Raw genomic sequence first — 24223 nt, 5'->3', positions numbered from 1 at the left:
TAGTTCCTCCTTATTTTCGCATTTTAGGGTCAAAGGCATCACGGACACCATCACCGAATAGATAAAAACATAGAATCAATAAACTTAAGATTGCAGCTGGTGTAAACATTTGATACGGATAAGATAACAGCATTTTTCTACCGTCATTGACTAATGAACCAAGCGATGCAGCAGGGGCTGGTATACCCAGTCCGATGAAGCTTAAAAATGCTTCGAAGAAAATAGCACTAGGAATAGAAAACATTGCCGTAACGATAATCGGTCCTAATGCATTGGGTAAGATATGTTTGAAAATTAAGCTCATATTAGATGCACCTAAAGTTCTTGAAGCCATGACATATTCCTGATTTTTTAATTTGAGGAACTGTCCTCGAACTATTCGACTCATACCAATCCAACCAGTTAGAGACATTGCGAGAATAATTGTTACTATGCTAGCGTCAAAGACAATAACGAATAAAATCATAATAATCAAGTTTGGAATTGAGGCAATGATTTCAATAACACGCTGCATAAATGTATCTATCCAGCCACCGAAGAAACCTGAAATTGCACCATATGTAATTCCTATTAAAACATCTAATAATGCTGCAACAACACCAATCAATAATGAAACTTGTGTTCCTTTCCAGACGCGAGTAAAAATATCCCGTCCTAAATCATCTGTTCCAAACCAATAGTTTTCTTCAACTTTTTTGGCTGCATACATATCATATCCATCTTTATCTTTACCAGTAAAAGGCAGGAAATCAATTCCTTTTAACGCTTCAATTTTAGGAGGTAAATTAGTATGATCAATGTTTTGAGCGCGGTAAGTATGTCCGCTGATAGCAGGCCCTAAAAACGCCATAATTAACAATAAAATCAATCCAATTAATCCTGCAACTGCACCTTTATTAGAACGCAGTTGTAACCATGCATCCTGCCAGAATGTCTTACTTTGCCGTTCGATTTTCTCTTCATAGATTTCCTTGTGATTAGCAAGAATAAATGGCTGAGCTCTATTAGTTGTTTGTTCTTGATTTAGATCGGCGTGAGTGTATACTTGGTTGCCATTTGTTTCATTCGTCATTAATCCCTACCTCCTTGAACGCGAATACGTGGATCTATAATTCCGTAAAGTACATCTACAATAAATAAGACGGCAATAAATAAGAAACTCACTAGGAGCGTTAACGCCATAATAACAGGATAGTCGTTTGTTCTGATAGAAAGGACAAACTGGTCTCCAAGTCCTGGAATACTAAAAATATTCTCAATAGTTAATGCACCTGTTAATATCGCTACAGCCATAGGCCCTATTAAAGTAATAATAGGAATTAATGCGTTACGTAAAGCATGACCGAATAAGACACGCCTTGTTGTATTTCCTTTCGCTTTAGCGAGCGTGATGTAATCAGAGCTTAACACTTCAATCATTTCTGAACGAATATAACGTGCCACCGTAGCAATAACGCTTGCTGATAAAGCGATAGAAGGTAAAATAGCATAACTAAAACCGTCCCAGCCGGCTACCGGCAAGTTAAATAACTGCCATTTCACAGTAAGATAATATTGCAGTAAAACAGCAAGTACAAATGACGGCACTGAAATAGCAAGAACTGAAAAAAGTGTCGCTATGTAATCGACCCATGTGTTTTGTTTTACTGCTGCTATTACACCTAATAATATTCCAGCTATAATACCAATAATCATGGCATATAAGCCTATTTCTGCTGATGGACCAAGTCGTGGGCCTATGATATCAGTAACAGGTCTATTATCATATTGGAATGATATACCAAAATCCCCTGTTGCAATTTTCTTTAAATAATCGACATATTGAACACCTATAGGATCATTCAAACCATATTTTTCATTAACTATCTCTTTCTGAGCCGGCGATAATTTTTCATCATTATAAGGTGTACCTGGCAGTAAATTCATGAGAAAAAATGTAACTGTCGTAATGATAAATAACGTTATAGCCATGTAACCAAGACGTCTGAGTGCAAATTTTAACATACTTCAAAATCCTCCTTCTATCCTATGCTTCTTAGTTAAATTCAGTATATAGTATTTATAATAACTAAATTTTCATATAATTCATACTAGTTTTTTTATTAAATTGCAGAGAAGAATAAGTTTTAATATTATATTCCACAAATAGTGATATATTACAGTTAATCACAATATTTTGCTTTATCTTAAACAAATGATGAAGAATTTCAGTGACATTCAAATGACTTAGCTTCGTGAAGATGGACATTATTGATATAGCAAAATAATAGTAATGATCTTCTAGTGATTAACCTCATTTCGTTTCCAACTTGTAAAACCTATGATTATTATAGAGGTTAGACAACAATTTTTGCAATACATTTTTTATTCAGAAACTTTATATTTATAAGATTTTTTGAGTTATTTTAATGCTTTAAAGTAAATAAATGAATTGATTATTCATTTTTCAGAATAAAAATTGATTTCATTTTTTAAATATGTTGATTAGACCAACCATTCGGTCTGTTCTTTGTAAAAAAAAATTAATATCATATACATAACTATGATTTTTAATGTACAATAACTATTATTCGATTGATATGGGAGGATACCATTGAAACGTCATTTTTTTATGCTGTCAGTACTGCTTCTTTTTTTGCTGACACTTGTATTCATGCTCTTTAACGGTTTTACAGCCATCGGACTCATCAATTCACTGTTTTTAGCGTCACTCATACTCTTCTGTCTTTCACTGCTGATCCTGCTGTTCTCAGACGGTGCGTTCAGCATTATGGGCCATTCATTCAGACGCTTTCACTATATGACTGCTCCTAAAAGAGTAAGGGAGACACTGGACGGCGATGAGCTCTATACAAGAAAAGATGTCAAAATCAGACAGCAGCTCTATCCGATTACTCTGCCTCTTCTTGTAACGTCCGGCACTGCTTTAGTGCTGGCACTGCTTCTGTCTTACATGCAATAAAAAATCCCGGATGGAATCAATTCCATCCGGGATTTCTATAGTCATCACTTATCAGTTAATCGCGATATTTTTTGAATACGAGAACAGCATTATGACCGCCAAAACCTAGACTGTTCGATAAAGCATATTCAATCTCCAGGTCCTGGGCATGCTCTGGAATATAGTCGATATCACATTCTGGATCCGGTGTTGCCTGATGAATAGTCGGCGGAACTTTACTGTTTTCAATGGCAAGCGCTGTAATAATTGCTTCGACTGCACCTGTCGCACCCAGTAAATGGCCCGTCATTGATTTTGTAGATGAAACTTTTAGTTGATTGACTGCTTCACCGAACACCTGTTTAATGGCCATTGTTTCATATAAGTCACCAATCGGTGTACTTGTGCCGTGCGCATTTAAATACTGCACTTCTTCCGGTGTGATCCCTGCATCTTTCAGTGCCATTTTCATCGTTCTGACACCGCCTTCACCGTTCGGTGCTGGCGCAGTGATGTGGAATGCATCCCCGTTGTTGCCATAGCCGACTACTTCAGCATAAATATGTGCGCCACGCGCTTTAGCATGTTCCAGTTCTTCAAGAACGACAATTCCTGCCCCTTCACCCATAACAAAACCGTCACGGCCTTCCTGGAATGGTCGGCAGGCAGTTTCAGGGTCGTTGTTAAACGACAGTGCTTTATTTGCCATAAATCCTGCGATACCCATTTTGGTGATTGGTGCTTCCGTTCCGCCTGCGACCATAACATCTGCATCACCGTACTGAATGATTCTGAAGGCGTCACCGATACAGTTTGTTCCTGTCGCACATGCTGTCACGGTACAGCCGTTCGGCCCTTGTGCACCAAGGTCTATCGAAACTTGACCAGTTGCCATATCGGGAATCATCATCGGTACAAAGAACGGGCTGACGCGGTTAGGACCACGCTGCTGCAGCTGTTCATATGAGTTTTCGAATGTCTCCATCCCACCAATTCCAGAGCCGATCCACACACCCACACGGTCGCGGTTATTATCATTGATTTCAAGCTTGCTGTCTTCAACGGCCTGTCTTGCTGCTACCATTGCATACTGCGTAAAGCGGTCCATTTTTCTCGCATCTTTTTTTGGAATATGATCTTCAATATTGAAGTCTTTTAACTCACCGGCAATTTTAACAGCATAGTCTGTCGTATCGATTCTCGTAATATAGTCAATACCATTGACACCGTCAATTGCATTGTTAAATGTTGTTCTTGCATCATTCCCTAGAGGACTTAACGCCCCGATTCCTGTGATCACAACTCTTTTCTTCATAGTCTCCTCCTATTTTCCCCATACTAATGTAATAGCTCCATACGTCAGACCGCCGCCAAAACCTACTAACACAAGATTACTGCCTTCTTTGATCTTACCTTGTTCGAGTTCGTACATCATCGACAATGGGATTGAAGCTGCCGAAGTATTGCCGTATTTATCTATTGTCACACTCATTTTTTCTCGTGGTATTCCCAGTCGTTCACGGGATGCTTCCATAATTCTGATGTTCGCTTGATGCGGAATGAACATATCGACATCTTCCGGCTTAAGACCTGCTTTCGCAACGACTTCTGTAGCCATCTCTCCCATAATCCGTACAGCAAACTTAAAGACTTCTCGTCCATTCATTACAAGCAGCTGATCTTCCTTACGGTCATATAAGTATTTGCCGCCTGACCCGTCACTGCCGAGTAGTGAGCTGAGTATACCATGTCCCGGACTGACTTCGCCAATAATGACTGCACCCGCGCCGTCACCGAACAGAATGGCCGTATTGCGGTCTTCCATATTAGCGATTTTTGACAGTTTTTCAGCACCGATAACAAGGATATTTCTGCACATGCCGGTCAGAACAAACTGCTGCGCTGTGACAATACTGTATATAAAGCCTGTACACGCTGCCAGCTGGTCCATTGACGGGATATTCCTTAAGCCTAATCTTTCCTGCAGCTGATTGGCAACCGCCGGAAATTTATGGTCTCCTGTTGCTGTGGCCACAATAATCATATCGATTTCATCTTTATCGATTCCTGCGTCTGCAATCGCTTTTTCAGCCGCTATAAAGGCCATATCGCTTGTTTCTTCATCTGCCGCCGCAAAGCGTCGTTCTTTAATTCCGGTCATCTTTGAAATCCATTCATCCGATGTATCCAGGAATTTCTCAAAATCATGGTTTGTCATTATTTTTTCCGGGATGTATGTTCCTATCCCTTTTATACCTACGTTCAAATGAGCACCTTCTTATAATCAGTTGTTATAACCAGGTACTAATTTATCACAGTTTCAGGAAGTTTTCAAATAAAGTGACTGTCAATGGTCGGCTTTTAAATAGGACTCGAAGTAGTCTTTTGAATCTTTTCTGCCATTCGGCAGTATCCGCTCACTTTCATAGCGTTTCAGCTGCTTATTGATCTCCTGTTGAAACTCCGGGTCAACACGGTAAGAGAATTCACCGAGCTGGACCATCCCTTCTTTAACACCGAAATAATAGGTACCGCCCTGCAGCTGATTTTTTGTATAGCGGTCTGCCATATCAGCATAGGCTTTCGCTAAGTTCAGCTGAAGACTGGTCAGCACCTGCGGCCCGTAGCCGCTCTGATCAATGATGTAGCCGATGCCTGAGACGTCCTGGTCTTTCAGCAGCATCATGATATCCGCATTGACTCCGTCTGCTGCAGGAAACAGGACATCTACACGGTCATGCTTAATCATCCGGTCAGCAAGCATTTCTCCGCGGTTATCGTAGCCGAATGTGCTGATGTAATTCGCCACAACCTTGACTTTCGGGTTCTCGTACTGAGCCCCGTCGATAAATCCTCTAATATCCGGCTGCGTGTTATAGGCCCCGATGACGCCAATGCGATTATTGTCGGTCTGATGTCCGGCCACCATCCCGCTGAAAAACCCCATGGAATAGCCGTCGATATTCACAGCAGTGACATTCTCTGCTTTCGATTTACCATTGAAGACGACAAAGTTTATATCAGGGTATTGTGAAGCCAGGTCATTAAACACCTGGGAAAACTCTTTACCCTGACCAAAGAGTATATTGACCTTCCTCGCTGCCATTTCTTTAATTGCCTTCTCCATTTTGACCCGTGTATTAATATTCTGCTCATAAAAAAATGCTGTATCATAAGTCTGGACGATATCCAGCATACCTTTGTAACCTTCTGTGCCCCATGTCTGATCATACATTGAACCAGGGAACAGAAAGCCGACACTTGTCAGTTCTTTTTTTTCCGGTCTGAATAACCAGATGCCGCCGCCTATCAACAGAAGGACAGCTGCCACGCTCAGTAGTTTTTTCATCTTCCGCCTCTTAATGTAAGGGTATACTTTTTAATGCAACTCTTTTATAATATAACTATATCAAGATTTATGGGGGATATAAACATGCAATATATCATGACTTTTGTCTGGTCATTCATTTTAGTTCATATGATTAACTTTGTATTGATGAGTTTGGGGGGCGGACAGGCTCTTCATCTGGCGACTGCTTCACTGTTATCTGTCATCTTTGCAGTATTGGTCATTCTCATTTCAATGACGCTGCCGGATGACCCGGTTCCGCATCATAGCGAACATTAAAAAAGCGATGTAATCATTAAGATTACATCGCCTTTTTATTGCAGTTCAAGCTTCGGCCGGCCATTCTCCATGGTCACGACAACTCTTGCTCCTTCTTCAAGGTCATGCTGTATCAGTAAACGTGCAAGCGGCGTCTCTATCTGGCGCTGGACAAACCGTTTTAACGGCCGTGCACCGAACTGCGGTTCATATGCTTCTTTTGCGACCCACTGCTTCACTTCGTCAGTCACTTCAATCGACATATGCTGATCATTAAGTCGTCTGTTTAACTGTGCAATAATTTTATCGACAATATAAGTCATATCATTCGCACTTAACGGTCTGAATAAAATAATATCATCCATCCGGTTTAAAATCTCCGGTTTGAAATGCTGATGGAGCGCAGTCATTACTTGCTGGCGTGCTTGCTCACCGACTGCATCATCTTGAATTCCTTCAAGCAGATATTGTGAACCGATGTTGCTTGTCATAATGATGATGGTGTTCTTGAAGTCGACGACACGGCCTTTAGAATCCGTCAGCCGTCCTTCATCAAGCAGCTGCAGCAGTACGTTGAAGACATCGCTGTGCGCCTTTTCGATTTCATCAAGCAGAATGACGGAATACGGCTGACGTCTGACCGCTTCAGTCAGCTGACCGCCCTCTTCATAGCCGACGTATCCCGGAGGCGCACCAATCAAGCGTGCGACAGCATGTTTCTCCATATATTCACTCATGTCGATCCGGATCATATGTTTCTCTGAATCGAACATCGTGCTTGCCAGAGTTTTAGCAAGTTCTGTCTTACCGACACCGGTCGGACCAAGGAACAAGAAGCTGCCGATTGGACGGTTCGGATCTTTAATACCGGCACGTGCACGGACAACAGCATCTGCTACTAAGTCGACTGCTTCTTCCTGGCCGACGACCCGCTCATGTAATATATCAGAGAGTTTAAGTAATTTTTCTTTCTCAGTTTCAACTAACTTACTAACAGGAATTCCGGTCCACTGTGACACGATATAGCCAATTTCCTCATCGGTCACTACTTCACGGATCAGGCGGTCTGTGCCTTTTGTCTCTTCCTGAAACTCTTCTTCAAGTTCAGCAAGCTCTCTTTCAATCTCCGGTATTTTTCCGTACTGCAGTTCAGAAGCTTTAGCTAGATCATACTTGTTCTGTGCGTCTTCCAGCTGCTGACGATATTGATCGAGCTCGCTGCGTTTCTCCTGCACAACTTGAATCTGCGCTTTTTCTTTATCTACTTTCGCTGTCAAAATCTGCTGTTTCTCTTTCTCATCAGCAAGCTCTTTCTGCAGCTCTTTCAAGCGGTTCATGCTTTGAGTGTCCTGCTCATTTTTCAACGCCTTCTCTTCGATTTCCAGCTGCAGCACACGCCGGTTAACTGCGTCGAGTTCAGTCGGTTTAGAACCCATCTCAGTCCGGATGGTCGCACATGCCTGGTCTACAAGGTCAATCGCTTTATCCGGCAGAAAGCGGTCTGTAATATAGCGGTCTGATAACTCAGCCGCAGCTACAAGCGCTCTGTCCTGAATTCTGACACCATGATGGACTTCATAACGCTCCTTCAGGCCGCGCAGTATCGAGATGGTGTCTTCCACATCAGGTTCAGCAACATGCACTTTCTGAAAGCGGCGTTCAAGCGCTGAGTCTTTCTCGATGTACTGGCGGTATTCATTGAGTGTCGTCGCACCGATACAGTGCAGTTCACCACGTGCAAGCATCGGTTTCAGCATATTACCTGCATCCATCGCGCCGTCTGTCTTGCCTGCTCCAACCAGCATGTGAATCTCATCGATAAACAGGATGATCTCTCCGTTGCTGTCTTTAACTTCTTTCAGCACGGCTTTCAAGCGTTCTTCAAATTCCCCGCGAAACTTTGCGCCGGCGACTAATGCACTTAAATCAAGTTCAAAGATTGTTTTGTTCAGCAGGGAGTCAGGAACGTCTTTCCGGACGATACGCTGCGCCAGTCCTTCGACGATCGCTGTTTTACCGACCCCCGGCTCCCCGATCAATATAGGATTATTTTTTGTTTTACGGCTTAAAATACGGATAGTATTACGCACTTCTTCGTCACGGCCGATCACTGGATCCATCTTGCCGTTCCGCACTTCCTCCACTAAATCCCGGCCATATTTTTTGAGTACTTCATACTGTACTTCTGGATTTTGAGTTGTCACATGGTTCCCCCCTCTGATTTGAGTAATGATTTCTTTGATGACTTCTGCTTTATTGCCTACAAACTGCTTAGTGATGTCATGAACTTCCATCGCTGCAATAATTAAATGCTCAACAGATAAGTAATCATCTTCCATCGTGTTTTTAACTGTTTCGGCCTTCTGCAGCAGCTGGTTCAAGCCGGCGCTCATATACTGGCCGTACTGGACGTTATCACCGCTGATCTGCGGCAGACCTGTTAATTTTTCAGTCAGTCGTCTGACATATTCTTTCATATCAAGGTTCGACCGCTCAACAACAGTCGTCAGCATACTGTCTGCATCATTAGTGAACGCCAGCAGCAGACTTTCTGGTTCAATAGCCTGCACTTTACGTGCCACAGCATCATTCTGCGAAAATTCAATAGCAGACTGGACATTATAAGTCATATTATCGATATTCATCAGTTCACCTCATTAATTGTTTGACTATATTTGACCTTTAACTTAATTATAATACCTTGCTATTCATCACACAAATTATTTGCCCTCTTTTTTATCTTTTAACCCATAAAAAAAGACGAATCAAAAAGATTCGTCCTGCATCAATATAATGATGCTTAACCGCTTACGCCTAAAGCAATTTTAGCGTAGCGGCTCATCATATCTTTGTTCCATGGCGGGTTCCAGACGATGTTGACGACCGTCTCTTTAATCTCAGGCAGTTCGCCGAGCGCTGTCTTCACCTGGTCGATAATTTGCGGCCCCATCGGACAGCCCATTGATGTCAATGTCATGCTCACTGTCGCAATTCCGTCGTCATCCATATCGACATTATAGACAAGCCCGAGATTGACAACATCTATGCCAAGTTCCGGGTCAATTACATTTTCTAGTGCTCCGAGTATGCTGTCTTTCATTGCTTCTTCCATTTAATATCACTCCTTGTCATCTTATTCCTACTATATCAAATAACTTTCACATAGCCAATTAAATGATATGATAACTATAGAAGATAGAAAGGAACGGTTACTATGACAGACAAACATTTAATCTGTCTTGATCTGGACGGCACTTTACTGACGGATGACAAAATCATTTCGCCTTATACCCGGACCGTCATCCAGACGTTGATAAAAGATGGCCATGAAGTCATCATCTCAACTGGAAGACCTTACAGAGCAAGTCAAATTTATTATCAGGAGCTCGGACTGGCGTCTCCTATCGTAAACTTCAACGGCGCCTTCGTCCATCATCCTGGTAATATGACTTTCAAGACAATTCATGAGACACTCGATTTAAATATTGCGCAGGAAATATTCTCCCAGGTCAAACAATTGAATATCCAGAATGTCATCGCTGAAGTGAAAGATAATGTCTTTTTTCATTATCATGATCAATATTTATTTGATGGTTTTACAATGGGCAATCCTCTGGTCACTACAGGGGACTTAACGACCAATTTAACAGAAGGACCGACCAGCATTTTAATTCAGGCGGAAGAAAAGTATATCCCCTCTATTCGGCAGCATTTAAGTGAAATTTACGCTGAAAGCATTGAACACCGTCGCTGGGGAGCGCCGTACCCCGTCATTGAAATCGTCAAAAAAGGCATCAACAAAGCAGTAGGTGTCAAGTATGTCGCTGAATATTTCGGCATCAGCCGCGAAAACATTATCGCTTTTGGTGATGAAGATAATGACAATGAAATGATAGAATATGCAGGAATGGGTCTTGCGATGGGCAATGCCATTCAGCCGTTAAAAGAGCTTGCCGATCAAGTAATCGGCACTAATAATGAAGATGGTATCGGTAAATTTCTCAATCAATACTTTTATTAAGTCATAAGGAGGAACAGTATGCGTATATTAGTAGATAGCGGAAGTGACTTGACACTTCAGGAAATTGAGCAGCACAACCTCGATTTTTTACCGATGTCTGTCGCAATCGGTGATAAGTCCTATAAAGATCAGCTGGAAATTGATAATCAGACGGTTTATGAAGCGATTCAGCAAGGAAGACGGCCGATGACAAGCCAGGTGTCAATCGATCAGCTGACAGAACTGTTTACCGAAATTGCAGGTAAAGGTGAACAGGCTATTTATTATGCCTTTTCCAGTGCACTGAGCGGCACTTATCAGTCAGCAGTGATGGTGAAAGAACAAGTGACGGAGCGCTGTCCGGACTTTGATATCGAGATCATTGACTCTCATTCAGCATCCCGCGGACTCGGCATGCAGATTCTTGATATCGTCAGTCTGCGGGACCAAGGCATGACGAAAGATGAGATTGTCACACAGATTCATGAGATGCATGAGGCGATTGTCCATTTGTTCACCGTGGAAGACTTGGCGTACCTTGCTAAAGGCGGACGTCTGAGCAAAAGTCAGGCGGTTCTCGGTTCACTTATCAATATTAAACCACTGCTGACTGTAGAAGAAGGTCAGCTTGTGCCAGTCGGAAAATATCGGGGCAGAAAAAAAGTCTTCAAAGAAATGGCCGCCCAGCTGAAAAAGGACGGTCATGGTGCTGTTATCAACATCAGTCATTCCAATGATGAAACAGGTGCCCGCCAGCTGGCTGACTTAATAGCACAGGAATGCGGCGGCACTATTCACATTCATGAGCTGGGCCCGACAATCGCGTCTCATACTGGACAAGGAACGATTGCTATGTATTATTTTAAGGAAGGTCATTCATGAAGATCATTGTCGTCGGCGCTGTCGCAGGTGGTGCAACAAGTGCTTCACAAATCCGGAGAACACTGCCGGACGCTGACATTGTCATCTATGAGAAAGACCGGGATATGAGCTTTGCCAACTGCGGACTTCCCTATTATCTTGGTAAAGTGTTTGCTGAACGCGAGCGCCTGCTGCAGGCGACGCCTGAGTCATTTCAGCAGCATAAGCAGATCACCGTCAACACTGACCATGAAGTCACAGCTATTGATACAGCGGGCCAGTTCATTACGGTCGTCAATCATACGACAGGTGAATCGTTCCTGGGTCATTACGATGCCCTCATTTTAAGTCCCGGCTGCCGGCCACTGCGTATGACGGCAACAAAGCATTCAGATTTCGTCTTTCCGCTCCGTAACTTGGAAGATACGGATGCAATCGACCAGTATATCGATACTAACGATGTCCAGAAAGCTCTGATTATCGGTGCCGGCTATATCGGTATTGAGATCGTTGAGAACTTCAAGTGCCGGGGACTGGACGTTACACTGACCAACCGCAGTGAACATATCATGACAGCGATGGATCAGCAGTTCATCCCTCTCCTAAAGAATATCATCACGGAGCAGCAGGTTGGGCTCCTGCTGGATGACGAAGTCGTCGCACTGGAAGGACATGATGTGATATTCAAATCCGGTCACCGTGAGTCTTTTGACATCGTCATCGAAGCGATCGGCATAACGCCGAATACAGAATTCATTGCGCACAGCGGCATCGAATTAAATGATAAAGGCTATATTAAAGTCAATGAATATTTTGAGACGACGGCAGACAATGTTTACGCACTCGGTGATGCCATAGAGACATTTTACCGGCACACCGGCACGACAACAACAGTAGCACTCGCCTGGGGAGCTCATCGCGGCGCTAACTTAATTGCCGGTAACTTAAGCGGTCATAAAGAGCGGTTCAAAGGACTCCTTGCCACTAACATTGTTCGTTTCTTTGATCATACTATCGCAAGTGTCGGTATTAGTGAAAGTGAACTTGCAGCTTACGACTATGAGCATATCAGCTATGAGCAGAAAAATCATGCAAGCTACTTACCGGATGCCCGTGTCACCTGTATCTCCATCTATTACCGTAAAGACAACAGGCAGCTGCTGCGTGCATGTATAGTCGGTCAGGAAGGTGTCGACAAAAGAATTGATATCATCGCGGCAGCTATGGGCTTCGGCGCAACGGTTGATGATTTCAAGGATATCGAAATTGCTTATGCGCCGCCTTATTCTTCACCGAAAGACATTGTCAATATGATCGGCTATAGAGCTTAACATCTTTCATCCATAAAAACAGTATCCTGTTATTGATCATCAATAACAGGATACTGTTTTTAGTAAACGCTTATTATGCAGCTTTATTGTTCTTTGACCGTCTCGCTACTGTAATAATGAAAGCCGAGAAGAGAATGACGATTGTCCCAGCAGCATATAAATATCCGTTGTTCAATCCGCGCTCAGCTGTGACCGCGTACAGTTCCGCTTCTTCACGGTTCGTGATTAAATGGAACTTACCGTCTTTCGCATGGATGCTATCACCAATCAACAGGCCGCTCATCATTTTACCTGATGGTACAATATCTCTCCCGAGCGCTACATTAGTTGCTTTGCTGGAATTATTGACGTTGTAGACAAAGTCTACTTTGTCAGTATTATAAAAGATCACCTGATTGCCTGACTTGTTAAGAATTACTTTCGGCTGTCCTTTAAAAAGTTCACTGTACTTTTTGTAGACAGCAGAAGTATCATTCAAATAATCCGTCACTTCTTTATCTGTTCTGAAATCAAGCAGCTGATGCATCTGCGGCATCTTTGCCCCGTTCATCGCAATTTCAGTACCATACGTCATGCTTATTGGATGTTTCTGAATGAGCAGGTAGCTCATCAGCTCTTTAATACGTGTACCGGGGAACATGTTTTCATCAGCGGCATATTTTGTGAAACGCGGCATAAAAAACTGATCAGCCGCTAGTATTTCATTGCTGCTGTAGCTGACCGGAATGTTCTGATCAGTCGTTTTAAAGGCATTGGCCAGTTTAACTGTCGTTTCTTCCTTTTGCACGTATTTAAAGTTTTTAGTTGCTGTTCCCTTCGGCTGAATGGCGATGGTCATCAAATGAGCCGGGAATATTTTGCTGCTGTCTATATTGTTCTGCAGCACATACATGGACAGGCCGTCGACATTAAATTCTGCTGTGAACTGCTCCATCTTCTGCTTATACAGCTGCTGATTTCTAGCATTATTAAGGTCGATGACCGCTGTATTCTTAAAATACTGCTGCTGGACAGCATTCATCTTCGTCTCCTCAGCCGCTGTAAACTCATCGGTTGCAACAGCGGGCATATCAATGATGATTTTCATATGCTTATGATGGACTGCTTTGATCAGCTGTTTAAGATTTTTCTCTCCGCCGTACACATCATCTACTTTATCATATGACGTCACTTTATAACCTAAGTAATCCTGCTGCTGATGCTTGAAGACCGGTGAGAGCTGTACTGTATCAAACCCCATATCTTTAATATAATCCAGCTTCTTTTCGATGCCCTGAAAATCACCGCCATACGGAAGGTTATCATTTTTATCATTGTGAATGTACTGGTTGTTTATTTCATCGCCGTTCATGAAGCGGTCGACAACCAGACTGTAGATTCTTGGTGGCACACTGGATTCAGCGAATACCGGTTTTGGCACGACTAACAGTACCAATAGCAGCAATAATATTCTTTTCATAGCATTCCCTCTTATTCTGTTAATACTTCAATTATACTAGAACAGCTGATGGTTGTGTTCATCGTCATAAAATGTTCATAAGATTCATCCATTAAAAAAGACCCGCTCAACTGAGCGGGCCGTGATTAATGGAATAAAGCTGTAATAGGTCCGAGCGGCAAGTAAGCGCCGAGGACAAAGGTGATCAATGCTGATAAAATCGTTAAGTAGAAGAAATTTCTAGAAGGTTTCTTCTTTTTCTTGCGGGCAAGTGTCATTTCAATCAGCCCGATCGTCAATAAGCCGAATAAAAATTTGATGCCGTAAAGCGCCGCGTTAGCTCCCATTGCCTGAAAGAAAACGTAGCCGCCGCTAATCAATGTCAGCAGCAGGAATATTCTTAGCAGCATATGCAGCGGTTTGAAATATTTGCTCGGCCCAAGACGGTCAGAGAAATTTTCATAAGCCGCAAAAAATAAGATTAATACAGCGACCCAGCTTAAAATATGTAAGTGCAGCATTCCTGTAATCATGTTTTTCAACTCCTTTTATTAGTCCTATTCCATTTTAACATATACGCTTGAAATACAAAAACAGAGAAGATAACCATCTTCTCTGGGCGTCATTTATTTTTCACTGATTGTATTGGCTAATGTTCCGATACCATCGATGGTCACTTTAATTTCATCACCTGCTTTTAAATAGGCAGGAGGATTCATTCCAGCTCCAACGCCGCTCGGTGTACCTGTTGCAATGACATCGCCGGGATGCAGGGCAATATATTTTGAGATCTCTGCGATTAAGTCATCGATTTTCAGAATCATTTCTTTTGTGCTGCCGTCCTGACGAATCTCATTGTTGACTTTCGTTACAATATTGACGTTTTCAGGTGTCGGCAATTCATCTTTCGTTACGATATAAGGACCCATCGGACAGCCGCCGAGCAGACTTTTACTTAAGAACGCCTGCGCATGTGCTTTCTGCAGATCACGTGCTGTAATATCATTGACGATTGTATAGCCGTACACATAGTCCAGTGCCATCCCTTTTGGAATTTTGTGGCCGTACTTACCAATGACAATTCCAAGCTCCCCTTCGTAGTCCAGCGCTTCAGTGACATCACTGTGAAGTGGAATCTCGTTGCCATCACCAATCAGACTGGATGGTGCTTTAGTGAAGACATAGAGACGATCTACTGTATTATTGAGCTCTTCTGCATGTTTGGCAAAATTGCGCCCTACCGCAATGACATTGTTGGTCGGTGTGACCGGCGGCAGAAATTTAATATCGCTGAAGTTCACTTTATATTGTGCTTTCTCATCACTTTTCTCAGCCTGTACCACAACTTTACGTACAGCTTCCTGAAAATCGATTGATACATTCTGTTCAAGGCCTTCCAGCAATGTTTTAGGATAATCGCTTTCCCCGAATGCTTCAAATACTTTCGGCAAAATCCACGCTGCTTCTTCACGCTTTACTTTGACACCGTAAGTTTTCTGACCTTGATGTTCAAATGATAGAAATTTCATATTTGGCACAACTCCTTCTGTGTTTGTTCATATTATACAGAATATTTGAATATTTATCATGTGTTTACGGCAGACTTTCTGAAATAACTGAAGATTATCAGTATGACAGCTGTTAATAAGCCGATTATCATACTGCGTAACAGAATAGTATCAAGCAGCATGACCTTGTAGTCACCGAAGCCGATACCTGTAAAAACAAGGAGCATTAACAGCTCAGCCGTGATGAGCACAACAGCTAGAACAAGCCAATCAATCCGGTAATACTTAATGACGAGCGCTGCTGCCATAAATAGGCCGAGAGCCTGACAGGCACCGCCGAGCAGCACAATGAGGTCAAACGCCGCTGCTGATTCAGTGAAACGGCTCAACACTTTAATGATGGTCCCGAGTGCAAGCATCATAGAAGCGCCAAGTACTGTCCCCCACTTATAATGGGAGACGAAGCGTGCTGTATGGTCGCCCAGCAACAGAAACGGCAGGATGATGAAAGCAGTCACCGCCAATTCCCGGAGCGGGCTTGTCAACACGTTCTCTTGTACATAGGCCATATAGTCATTCGACTGATAAAGTTGTATTAAATGCTGGAACAGCGCGACATTTAAAAACGTTTCATTGAATAACGACAGTATGAGCAGCGGCAGTCCGACAATTATACCTGCACCTAATAAGACGATGCCGAGCAGATACTCTGGGTAGCTGCCGGCCATCACCCATTTTGCAACAAGTATTGCTACTCCTAAGAAAAGAATCATGCTATGCGGATTGATGAAGACTTTGTCGATCATCCCTGCTGCCAGTATGAAAGCACACTGAGTATATGACCAGCTGCGGACAGCGCGGCTGAGCAGCAGCGCCAGCAGTGCATATCCCGTACCAAGCACTAGAAAGATTATCAGAATGAACTCCTGCTGCTGGTCGTCTGAAAAGTACGAAAGCGGCAGAGTGACACGGATAGGATGAGAGAAGTTAATGCTCTCCTCCACTATAACAAGCATGGTTGCTAGTATGATGAATAAATTATATTTCATGATTAAACCTCTACCTCTTGATACTCAAAAAAATACAGAAAGCCTGTGACCGGCTCCTTGACCATTTCTTCCAATGCTTTCTTGTAAAACTGCATCTGAATCTTGTAACGCTGCTTCAGCTGCTCGGCCACTTCTGCTTTAGACTGGCCTCTCCGTGCAATAAAACGGTCCGTCTTGAAATCGACGAAATAATACTTTCCTTCATAGATGAAGACACAGTCAATCATCCCCTGCACCAGCTGTTCCATCGGTGCATCAGCAAGCCCTTCACCTGTCAAATAAGATTTTCCGATGACAAACGGCAGCTCGGTGTACACTGCCTTCGACTCACTGATCATCTTGTATAACGGTGAACGTGTATATCGAACAAGCGCTTCTAAATCAATCTCTTTGATGTCTTCTGTCCCAATGATTTTTTTCGCAATAAGCTGCGCAAGAAACTGTGACAGTTCATCTGCTGACAGCTCGTGACCTTGGTAAGGGAAATGCTGCATCACGGTATGCATTAAAGTTCCGCGTTCAGCAGCTGTGCGTTTCTTCTCAGTCATAAACTTCGGCCGCTCGTAAGACGCCCGGTCCAGCTGATACTGGTTGACAAGTGTCCACGTTGTCGCACCGTCATCTACTTCAGTCTGCCGTTTAATATCGGAGACTGATTCTTTGGTCGGCAGTTTGTTCATCTGAGTGAAAGGATAATGATAGTTCATACGCTCATTCAGCCAGTCTGCGGTTTGAGCGGACAACACTGCGTCCTCTGTCTGGTCTATCTCAGCTGACTGTTCGAGCGATGCCACAAGCTGTACTTGAATGTCAGTCAGCGGCGCTGATTCGTTAAGCACACTGCCGATAATCAACGCGAGCGGTGACGAAGCACCGCGTCTGAAGCGCTCGTCTAATGTACCCGCGAGTTTAACCTGCGTCCAGCTCTCAATATTTCTGCGGGATGCTTTACCGAGCAGAATCAGCCGTTCCTTTGCTCTAGTGAATGCCACATACATTAAGCGCATTTCTTCGGAGATAATTTCAATGCGGGCGACATGCTTGAACAGATGATTCATCAATGTCGGATAACTTAAGTGCCGGATTGGATCATAATAGCTTATCGCAAGCCCTAAGTTCTGGTTAAGCTGCACCATCCCGTTCAAATCCATCATATTGAATTCCCTTCCGAGCCCGGCATAGATGACAAACGGAAACTCCAGCCCTTTACTGGCGTGTACGGTCATCATGCGGACGACATCCGCTTCTTCAGAAACAATGTTCACTTCACCGAAATCCTTGCCTTCACTCAGCATGTTATCGACGTAGCGGATAAACTGATACAGCCCGCGGTAACTGGATCTTTCGAAATCTTCTGCTTTCGCAAGCAGGCCGAGCAGGTTCGCCCGCCGCTGTGCGCCTCCTGTCAAAATCGCGAACTTCTCCACAACAAATAGTCTGCTGTATACGGCTTCAAGCAGCTGTCTGACGCTCAGCGTTCTCGCCCATTCCCGGTACAGTGACAAGTCTGTGAGAAACTGAGTAACTTTCTGACTAAGTGCATTATCATGCACTTCGACATATTCCGTTAAATTATTGAAGAAATAAATGTCTTTATTGCTCAGTCTTATCTCCACAAGCTCCACTTCATCAAATTGATAGAGCAGTGAACGGAGTATTCCGACGAGATGGATGTCCTGCAGCGGATTATCGATGATTCGCAGCAGACTCATTATCGTCCGTATTTCATCCGTCTGAAAATAACCAGTTCTACTGTTGACGTGAAATGGAATCCCATATTTCTTCATGATTGTCTGATGATCGTTCGCCTGAGTAAAGCTGCGTTCTAACACAACAATATCCCGATACTCAGCGGGCCGGTAAACACCGGTTTTCATATCATAAACTTGTTCGTGCTGAACAATCTCTTTAATTTTGTGCGCTATCCATTCACTTTCAGCTGCCGGAGTATCGATGTCATCTTTTACCAGGACTGTAAGTTCTGTCGCTGTGTGATTATCATCAAACGGTGCGCCGTAATAAAGCTGCTGCTTCTCATCGTATGAAATCTCCCCCACTTCTTCGTCCATCAGTCTGCGGAAGACCGCATTCGTGTCTTCAATGACTGGCTCTCTTGACCTGAAATTGCGCGACAAGTCAATAACGATGCCATCATCTGTCTGATTGAACCGTTTGTATTTCTCAAGAAATAAGCCGGGCTCTGCCTGACGGAACTTATAGATGGACTGCTTAACGTCGCCGACCATAAAGAGATGATCGTTATTGATAAGCTGTACGATTGTCTCCTGCACTCTGTTCGTATCCTGATACTCATCGACAAGTATTTCCTTATAACGTGTTTTTAACGCTTCAGCAATCGGTGTCGGCTCATTGTGCTGCATTAAGATCTGCAGTGCCAGATGTTCATAGTCGCTGAAATCAAGAATTTTGCGTTCGCGTTTCTTCTGCCGGAAATGCACGATTAAATCCTGCGTTAGATTAGTCAATGTCTTTACTTCAGCAGCCATCGCTTCTATATCTGCCATCATGTCAGCGGGTACCGCATAGAAATAATCATGGCGTACGCTCTCCAGCTGAGCTTTCGCTTCATTTAGCAGCTGCTTGATACGTGCTTCAGTCAGCTCATCATGACGCATCTCCTCGACACTCTTCGAAAATCTGAAGGCGGGAATCTGCAGGCCGTCAAGCGCCATGAACTGCTCATAGAGCTCCTCAAAATCACCTGATAGCCCTTCTAATCTTCTCGCATAAGGTTCTACAGCAAGATAGTGCTTTTCGTATGCCGGGCCGTCAAGCAGCAGACTTGCTTCGGTCAGCAGTTCAGCCGTCGACTTTACAGCATCGGTAATGACAGCTGTCAGCCGCTGGAACAGCGGATGATCGATAGACAGTGCGCTGTAGTTGTCTGATAAGCGCTGCAGCCACTGTTCAGGCTCAGGATTGGCAATGGCAAAGTAATACAGCTGTTTAATCGTCTGCCGGAGTGTCTGGTCATGGCGGTCTGTCGACAGATGGAGCGCGGTTCTCAGGAAATCTTCGTCAGGCGTCCCGTAGTGCTGCTCCATCACTTCATCCAGCGACTGCATGAGCAGCAGTGATACTTCTTCATCACTTGCTGTTCTGAACGCCGGGTCCAGGTCAATAGTATAGTAATACTGTTCAATCAGTTTCAGACAGAAGCTGTGGAGCGTCGAGATTTCAGCGGCATGAATTTTGACGAGCTGTGTTTTTAAATGGTCAGTCGGCTGCTTCATCGCTTCGCGCTGAATCGCCTCGTGTATGCGCTCTTTCATCTCGCGGGCGCTGGCGTTAGTAAATGTCACTACAAGCAGTTCATCCAGGCTTAAATTGTCATTCACTATTTTCTGGATGATTCGTTCAACGAGGACAGCAGTTTTGCCGCTGCCGGCTGCTGCCGCGACCAGAATATCGCTGCCGTCTGCCGTGATCGCTTCCCACTGTGCATCTGTCCACTGAGAATCAATGGGTTTCTGTCTCATGCTCATCCTCCTTAAGTATAGCTTTCACATCAATGCTTTCATCTACTGTTCTGACATCCTGTGCATTAATCAGCGGGTCAATATGGCACGTTGATTTAAAGGCACAGAACTGACACGGCAGCCTGCCGCCAAATTCAAGCGGCGCAACTTTCGTATGGCCGTCCATAATATGTTCTGCTGTCGACACAAAGTTGTGGCGGTTAATATCGATGAGCTTTCTTATTTCACGTTCTGACAGTGTTCTTGAGCTGCTGTAAAATGTGCCGTCTTTTTTAAGTTTAGCCGGGATAACCGCTGACTTGACACCGACGTCAAGCGTCGTATCAAGCTTCGAAGCGATCTCAAGATCATCGACGATAAAGCCCTGCAGCCTGAACTGCTCTAAATAGGATAACTTGTGATCTTTAATATCATTGCGGTTGTTGTAGTTCAGCATCGGCGCCTTCACATGGAAATAAAGCATCGCTGCCGGTGAAAGACGTTTTGCTGTGATTTTTTTATCGTTCTGCAGGGCGACGTCCATATAAGTGAGCATCTGCATCTGCTTGCCGTAATACACTTCACGGAGATCCAGTTCATGGCTCGATGATTTGTAATCGATAATACTGACATAATCTTTATCGCGTCCTTCAAGCACATCAATTCTATCGATTTGCCCGCGGATGGAAATCGGGATGCCTCTGTTTGTATACAGCTTCTGTACTGCAAACTGGTCACGACGAGATGGGTCTGCATTGAAGCTCTGCTCAAACTTAGCCATTCTGAACTGACTGCGCGACTGCTGGAACTGCAGGGCAGTCAACGTCTCGGTCAATATTTTAGTGATCTGATTGATCATAAACTGATAGTACGCTCTTGAATACAGCACTTGATACTGCACTTCAGGCAGCAGGTCTTTTAACGTCACTTCCACATAACGCCGCAGTGATTCTTTTGACATCGTTATAATGGAGTCCTTTATTTCCTCGGAAATAAGCTTTAAGGCGTGATGAAAAATGTTACCGAGTTCAAAGTGCTGAAACTCAAACGGCGTTCGTTCATTCAATCTTAAGCCGTGTGCAGCAAAATGCTGGAATGGACAGTTATTGTAACTCTCAAACCGTGAGACACTGGCCTTTATTTCCTCGCCGTAAAGCTCAACGGACCGCTGTTCACTCAGCTGCAGCGTAGCATTCGTATAATCTTTGAGCCGATAGACTTCATTAAACACAGGAATGCGCTTCATCCATTCTGCGACTGCATACCATTCCGGTGCCTCCAGATGGCTGATAATATAAGGAATACCTGTTCTGACAGTCTCAACAAGCTGCTCAGGACGTGTGTCTTCAGCAATGACGTGAGTGGAGAGTTCAGGGAAGATGGCTTTCAACTGATTGATATAGGAGGAGGGCCGTCTCGCGCTGCCATCTTCGCCCATCAAACTATAATAAATATGCAGTTCTGTACTCGCATGGGTCAAAGCCTGATAAGCCACAAAGCTCTCGTCCATGGTCAGTGCAACGCTTGAAGGCGCAAGCTTCAGCACACCGGAAGATTCTATCATTGTTTTATCCTGGTCTGTAATCAATCCATTATCTTTAGTCATCCGAGGCAGCACCTCTTCATTGAAGCCGCATATAAAGACACATGGAATATTTTCAATGCGGGCAAGATCAAGGTTCAGAAGCTGGATTTCATCCAGCGCCTGCGGAATTGAACTGAATTCAAGTGAAACGAGACCGACATCAAACATCTCCTTCATCGTCTGAAAGTCAAGGGGCTCATCACCCAGCATTTCAACGAAGTCATCCATCACGTCAATGATGCCTTCATAGACCTGCTCATTTTTCAGCGCTTCTTCATTCATACCGAGCTGAACGAAACGGTCCTTCTCTGCCATCAAGTAGTCCGGAATTTTAATTTCCACAAGAAAATTATAGAGCAGCGCGGCAAACTGTTCAGCCCGCTCCACCGCCTTAATCTGCTCTGTAAAACCAAGCAGCAGTTTCGTGACATACTGGCGGAACGTGTTCATCGTCTCCCAGTTTTCCTGGCTGTAAGGCTTCCTTGTATCAAAGAAGAAACGGTCATCTTCCAGCCAGCGGTTAAAGGACAGCCCCCGTTCTATCACAGTGTTCTCCAGCATATCGATAAGAATCAGATCGCCCTGGATATCAAATCGGCGTGACAATAAACCTGTTTTCAATGCTCTGAACAGATGGTCATTCTGCCATGGCTGCGCAACGAAATCGAGCAGCGAGCGGATCAGTTCGATCGCCGGATGATGAATCATCTGTTCTTTATCATCCGTGTAAAAAGGAATCTCATACTGATCAAACATGGACTTCAGCAGTGGAATATAAGATGTGTCGCGGTAGAGAACAGCCATTTCTGCGTAACGGAACTCCCCGGTCCGCGCCTTTTTGTGGATGGTTCTGACGATGGCATCGGTTTCAGTTCTCATATGATCCGCCTCATTCAACGTAATGCCGTTCACCGGGCTTTCAGCAGGGAGCAGGGCGTCAAACTGCTGTTCCAGTACTTTTAAGCTCGGATTTTTATAGCGTGCGACATCTTTCAATGTGGTGATTTCTACCGGGATATTGATTTCCTGCAGACTTTCAACGAGCAGGTCCATCGTCTCTCTTGTCTTTCTGAACGTTTCGTTTTCTTTGGATGGATCAAGCGTCAAGGTCAAGGTCATGGACTTCGCATATTTTGCGAGCTGCTGGAGCACGACATATTCAATCGTCGTGAAATTATGGAAGCCGTCGATGTAAATATCAGCATGCCGGATCGTACGGGAAGCGGGAATCAGTTCATACAGAAATTGCATAATGTCTTCTGACTGAATATAAAGACCTGCGAGCTGTTCTTCAAGCGCTCCGTAAATCAGTCCGATGTCATGCAGTTTATGCTGCGTACGAACAGCCACGTCCTGTCGGCTCAGCTCCATCAATGCGTCAGGCGACACATTATATTTCTTGAACTCCTTAATCGTCTCAGTCAACTTCTGGCTGAAACCATAATACTTTGCAGATGTGCCGAATAATATGAGCTCATCCTGCATGTTTTTCAGCGTCAAATAAGTCAGCATCTCTATACCGGCTTTCGAGATCATTTCCTCGGACAAGCCGCCTTCTTCACTCATAATGCGCCAGGCAAGGCGGTCAAATCCGTAGACAGATGCCCTCAGACTTCCTTTAATCGCCGGATCAGCCGCAAAACTCTGCTCCAGCGAAAATGTCGTCTGTTTCGGTGCAATTAATATGACAGGATCGCCGAGCGGCTCTGCTACAATCTTCTCTTTAATCTCGGACATCATCTGGTACGTCTTTCCACTGCCTCGTCTACCAAGTAATAATTGAACGGTCATCTTATCCTCCTGACTAAAAAACACCTTTTATACAAGTATAAAAAGTGTTGATTAATGGTCTTATTTTTCAGTGGCAGGGTCAAAATTATAATGGAACACATTGAACGGCCAGAATCTTAAGACGACTTCACCGACCACCTGTTTTTCCTTGATAAGCCCGAAATAACGGCTATCTTTACTTACTTCCCGGTTATCGCCGAGCACAAGCAGCTCGCCTTTCGGGATTTTTGACTTACCGCCGGAATTTACTAAATCTTTCACAGAAAAGTTTTCAGTTAACAGTACATTCGTCTTTGCAAGCTTGTTCTCATCAAGGTATGGTTCTTTCACTTTTTTATTGTTGATATACAACGTGTCATCTTTATACATCACTGTGTCTCCACCGACACCGATGACCCGTTTGACATAATCGGATTTTTTATCGGCATGGAAGACGATGACGTCTCCTTCATTGATTTTGCCGAGCGTATAATTGATTCTGCTGACGATGACTTTTTCTCCGTCCTTCAACATCGGATACATGGAATCGCCTTTGACTGAATAAGTCAGGAATAAAAACTGATGGATGACGAATAGCAGCACTAATGCTATTCCGATAGCTGAAAGCCATTCATATAATTCTTTTTTCAAAAA

19 protein-coding genes are annotated in these 24223 nt (G+C 43.8%); 5 read left to right on the top strand and 14 right to left on the bottom strand.

Annotated elements, in window-relative coordinates; translation table 11 throughout:
- Positions 1 to 10: 10 nt before the first annotated feature.
- Together opp3C and opp3b are read right to left on the bottom strand one after the other, a co-directional pair.
- A complete protein-coding gene (gene opp3C, locus KFV11_RS03525) occupies positions 11 to 1072 on the bottom strand; it encodes an oligopeptide ABC transporter permease (RefSeq protein WP_254250361.1) in 1062 nt (353 codons plus the stop codon).
- Complete coding sequence (gene opp3b / locus KFV11_RS03520; protein ID WP_254250360.1) at positions 1072 to 2004, bottom strand: oligopeptide ABC transporter permease; 933 nt, start codon at positions 2002 to 2004, stop codon at positions 1072 to 1074. The genes opp3C and opp3b overlap by 1 nt, the downstream gene beginning before the upstream one ends.
- A gap of 589 nt (positions 2005 to 2593) precedes the next feature.
- Between opp3b and KFV11_RS03515 the strand changes: the two genes are divergently transcribed.
- Positions 2594 to 2962, top strand: coding sequence for a DUF3899 domain-containing protein (locus tag KFV11_RS03515; RefSeq protein ID WP_254250359.1), 369 nt, complete (start codon positions 2594 to 2596; stop codon positions 2960 to 2962).
- A gap of 55 nt (positions 2963 to 3017) precedes the next feature.
- Here the strand turns inward: KFV11_RS03515 and fabF are convergent, their stop codons facing one another.
- From fabF to KFV11_RS03500, 3 genes are all read right to left on the bottom strand, one after another.
- Complete coding sequence (fabF, locus tag KFV11_RS03510; protein WP_149458135.1) at positions 3018 to 4256, bottom strand: beta-ketoacyl-ACP synthase II; 1239 nt, start codon at positions 4254 to 4256, stop codon at positions 3018 to 3020.
- 9 nt (positions 4257 to 4265) lie between these two features.
- Positions 4266 to 5207 (bottom strand): beta-ketoacyl-ACP synthase III, encoded by a 942-nt coding sequence (locus KFV11_RS03505; RefSeq protein WP_149458134.1) that lies wholly within the window; start codon positions 5205 to 5207, stop codon positions 4266 to 4268.
- A gap of 81 nt (positions 5208 to 5288) precedes the next feature.
- Positions 5289 to 6290, bottom strand: a complete 1002-nt coding sequence (locus KFV11_RS03500) for a BMP family ABC transporter substrate-binding protein (RefSeq protein WP_149458133.1) — start codon at positions 6288 to 6290, stop codon at positions 5289 to 5291.
- Positions 6291 to 6374: 84 nt separating this feature from the next.
- Here KFV11_RS03500 and KFV11_RS03495 point away from each other — a divergent pair, with 84 nt between their 5' ends.
- Positions 6375 to 6569, top strand: coding sequence for a YjzD family protein (locus KFV11_RS03495; RefSeq protein WP_149458132.1), 195 nt, complete (start codon positions 6375 to 6377; stop codon positions 6567 to 6569).
- A 35-nt stretch (positions 6570 to 6604) separates the two neighbouring features.
- Here the strand turns inward: KFV11_RS03495 and clpB are convergent, their stop codons facing one another.
- Together clpB and KFV11_RS03485 are read right to left on the bottom strand one after the other, a co-directional pair.
- Complete coding sequence (gene clpB, locus KFV11_RS03490; protein WP_254250358.1) at positions 6605 to 9193, bottom strand: ATP-dependent chaperone ClpB; 2589 nt, start codon at positions 9191 to 9193, stop codon at positions 6605 to 6607.
- 155 nt (positions 9194 to 9348) lie between these two features.
- Entirely contained in the window at positions 9349 to 9660 is a 312-nt protein-coding gene (locus KFV11_RS03485; protein WP_149458130.1) for a metal-sulfur cluster assembly factor, read from the bottom strand.
- Positions 9661 to 9762: 102 nt separating this feature from the next.
- Here KFV11_RS03485 and KFV11_RS03480 point away from each other — a divergent pair, with 102 nt between their 5' ends.
- The 3 genes from KFV11_RS03480 to KFV11_RS03470 are packed head-to-tail and all read left to right on the top strand — an operon-like array spanning position 9763 to position 12740.
- The gene (locus KFV11_RS03480; protein WP_254250357.1) at positions 9763 to 10569 is read left to right on the top strand and encodes a Cof-type HAD-IIB family hydrolase; all 807 of its coding nucleotides are present in this window, start codon (positions 9763 to 9765) and stop codon (positions 10567 to 10569) included.
- 18 nt (positions 10570 to 10587) lie between these two features.
- Entirely contained in the window at positions 10588 to 11430 is an 843-nt protein-coding gene (locus KFV11_RS03475) for a DegV family protein (RefSeq protein WP_254250356.1), read from the top strand.
- Positions 11427 to 12740, top strand: a complete 1314-nt coding sequence (locus KFV11_RS03470; protein WP_254250355.1) for a CoA-disulfide reductase — start codon at positions 11427 to 11429, stop codon at positions 12738 to 12740. The genes KFV11_RS03475 and KFV11_RS03470 overlap by 4 nt, the downstream gene beginning before the upstream one ends.
- Positions 12741 to 12813: 73 nt before the next feature.
- Here KFV11_RS03470 and KFV11_RS03465 read toward each other — a convergent pair whose 3' ends face one another.
- From KFV11_RS03465 to lepB, 7 genes are all read right to left on the bottom strand, one after another.
- Positions 12814 to 14199: an alpha-amylase family glycosyl hydrolase gene (locus KFV11_RS03465; protein WP_149458126.1), complete on the bottom strand. Its 1386-nt coding sequence runs from the start codon at positions 14197 to 14199 to the stop codon at positions 12814 to 12816.
- A gap of 125 nt (positions 14200 to 14324) precedes the next feature.
- Entirely contained in the window at positions 14325 to 14699 is a 375-nt protein-coding gene (locus KFV11_RS03460) for a YisL family protein (RefSeq protein WP_149458341.1), read from the bottom strand.
- 105 nt (positions 14700 to 14804) lie between these two features.
- Positions 14805 to 15707, bottom strand: a complete 903-nt coding sequence (locus KFV11_RS03455; protein WP_149458125.1) for a fumarylacetoacetate hydrolase family protein — start codon at positions 15705 to 15707, stop codon at positions 14805 to 14807.
- 56 nt (positions 15708 to 15763) lie between these two features.
- The gene (locus KFV11_RS03450) at positions 15764 to 16735 is read right to left on the bottom strand and encodes a hypothetical protein (protein WP_254250354.1); all 972 of its coding nucleotides are present in this window, start codon (positions 16733 to 16735) and stop codon (positions 15764 to 15766) included.
- A 2-nt stretch (positions 16736 to 16737) separates the two neighbouring features.
- A complete protein-coding gene (gene addA, locus KFV11_RS03445; RefSeq protein ID WP_254250353.1) occupies positions 16738 to 20235 on the bottom strand; it encodes a helicase-exonuclease AddAB subunit AddA in 3498 nt (1165 codons plus the stop codon).
- Positions 20216 to 23590 carry a helicase-exonuclease AddAB subunit AddB gene (addB, locus tag KFV11_RS03440; RefSeq protein ID WP_254250352.1) on the bottom strand — a complete coding sequence of 1125 codons (3375 nt, stop codon included), beginning with the start codon at positions 23588 to 23590 and terminating at the stop codon, positions 20216 to 20218. Before addB ends, addA begins: the two co-directional genes overlap by 20 nt.
- A 60-nt stretch (positions 23591 to 23650) precedes the next feature.
- Entirely contained in the window at positions 23651 to 24220 is a 570-nt protein-coding gene (gene lepB / locus KFV11_RS03435; protein ID WP_254250351.1) for a signal peptidase I, read from the bottom strand.
- Positions 24221 to 24223 lie beyond the last annotated feature (3 nt).

This window comes from Macrococcus equipercicus, assembly GCF_024205945.1.
Classification (GTDB): domain Bacteria; phylum Bacillota; class Bacilli; order Staphylococcales; family Staphylococcaceae; genus Macrococcus; species Macrococcus equipercicus.
The sequence above is the reverse complement of the archived record's forward strand: the minus strand, read 5'-3'. Positions and strand labels throughout refer to the sequence as shown.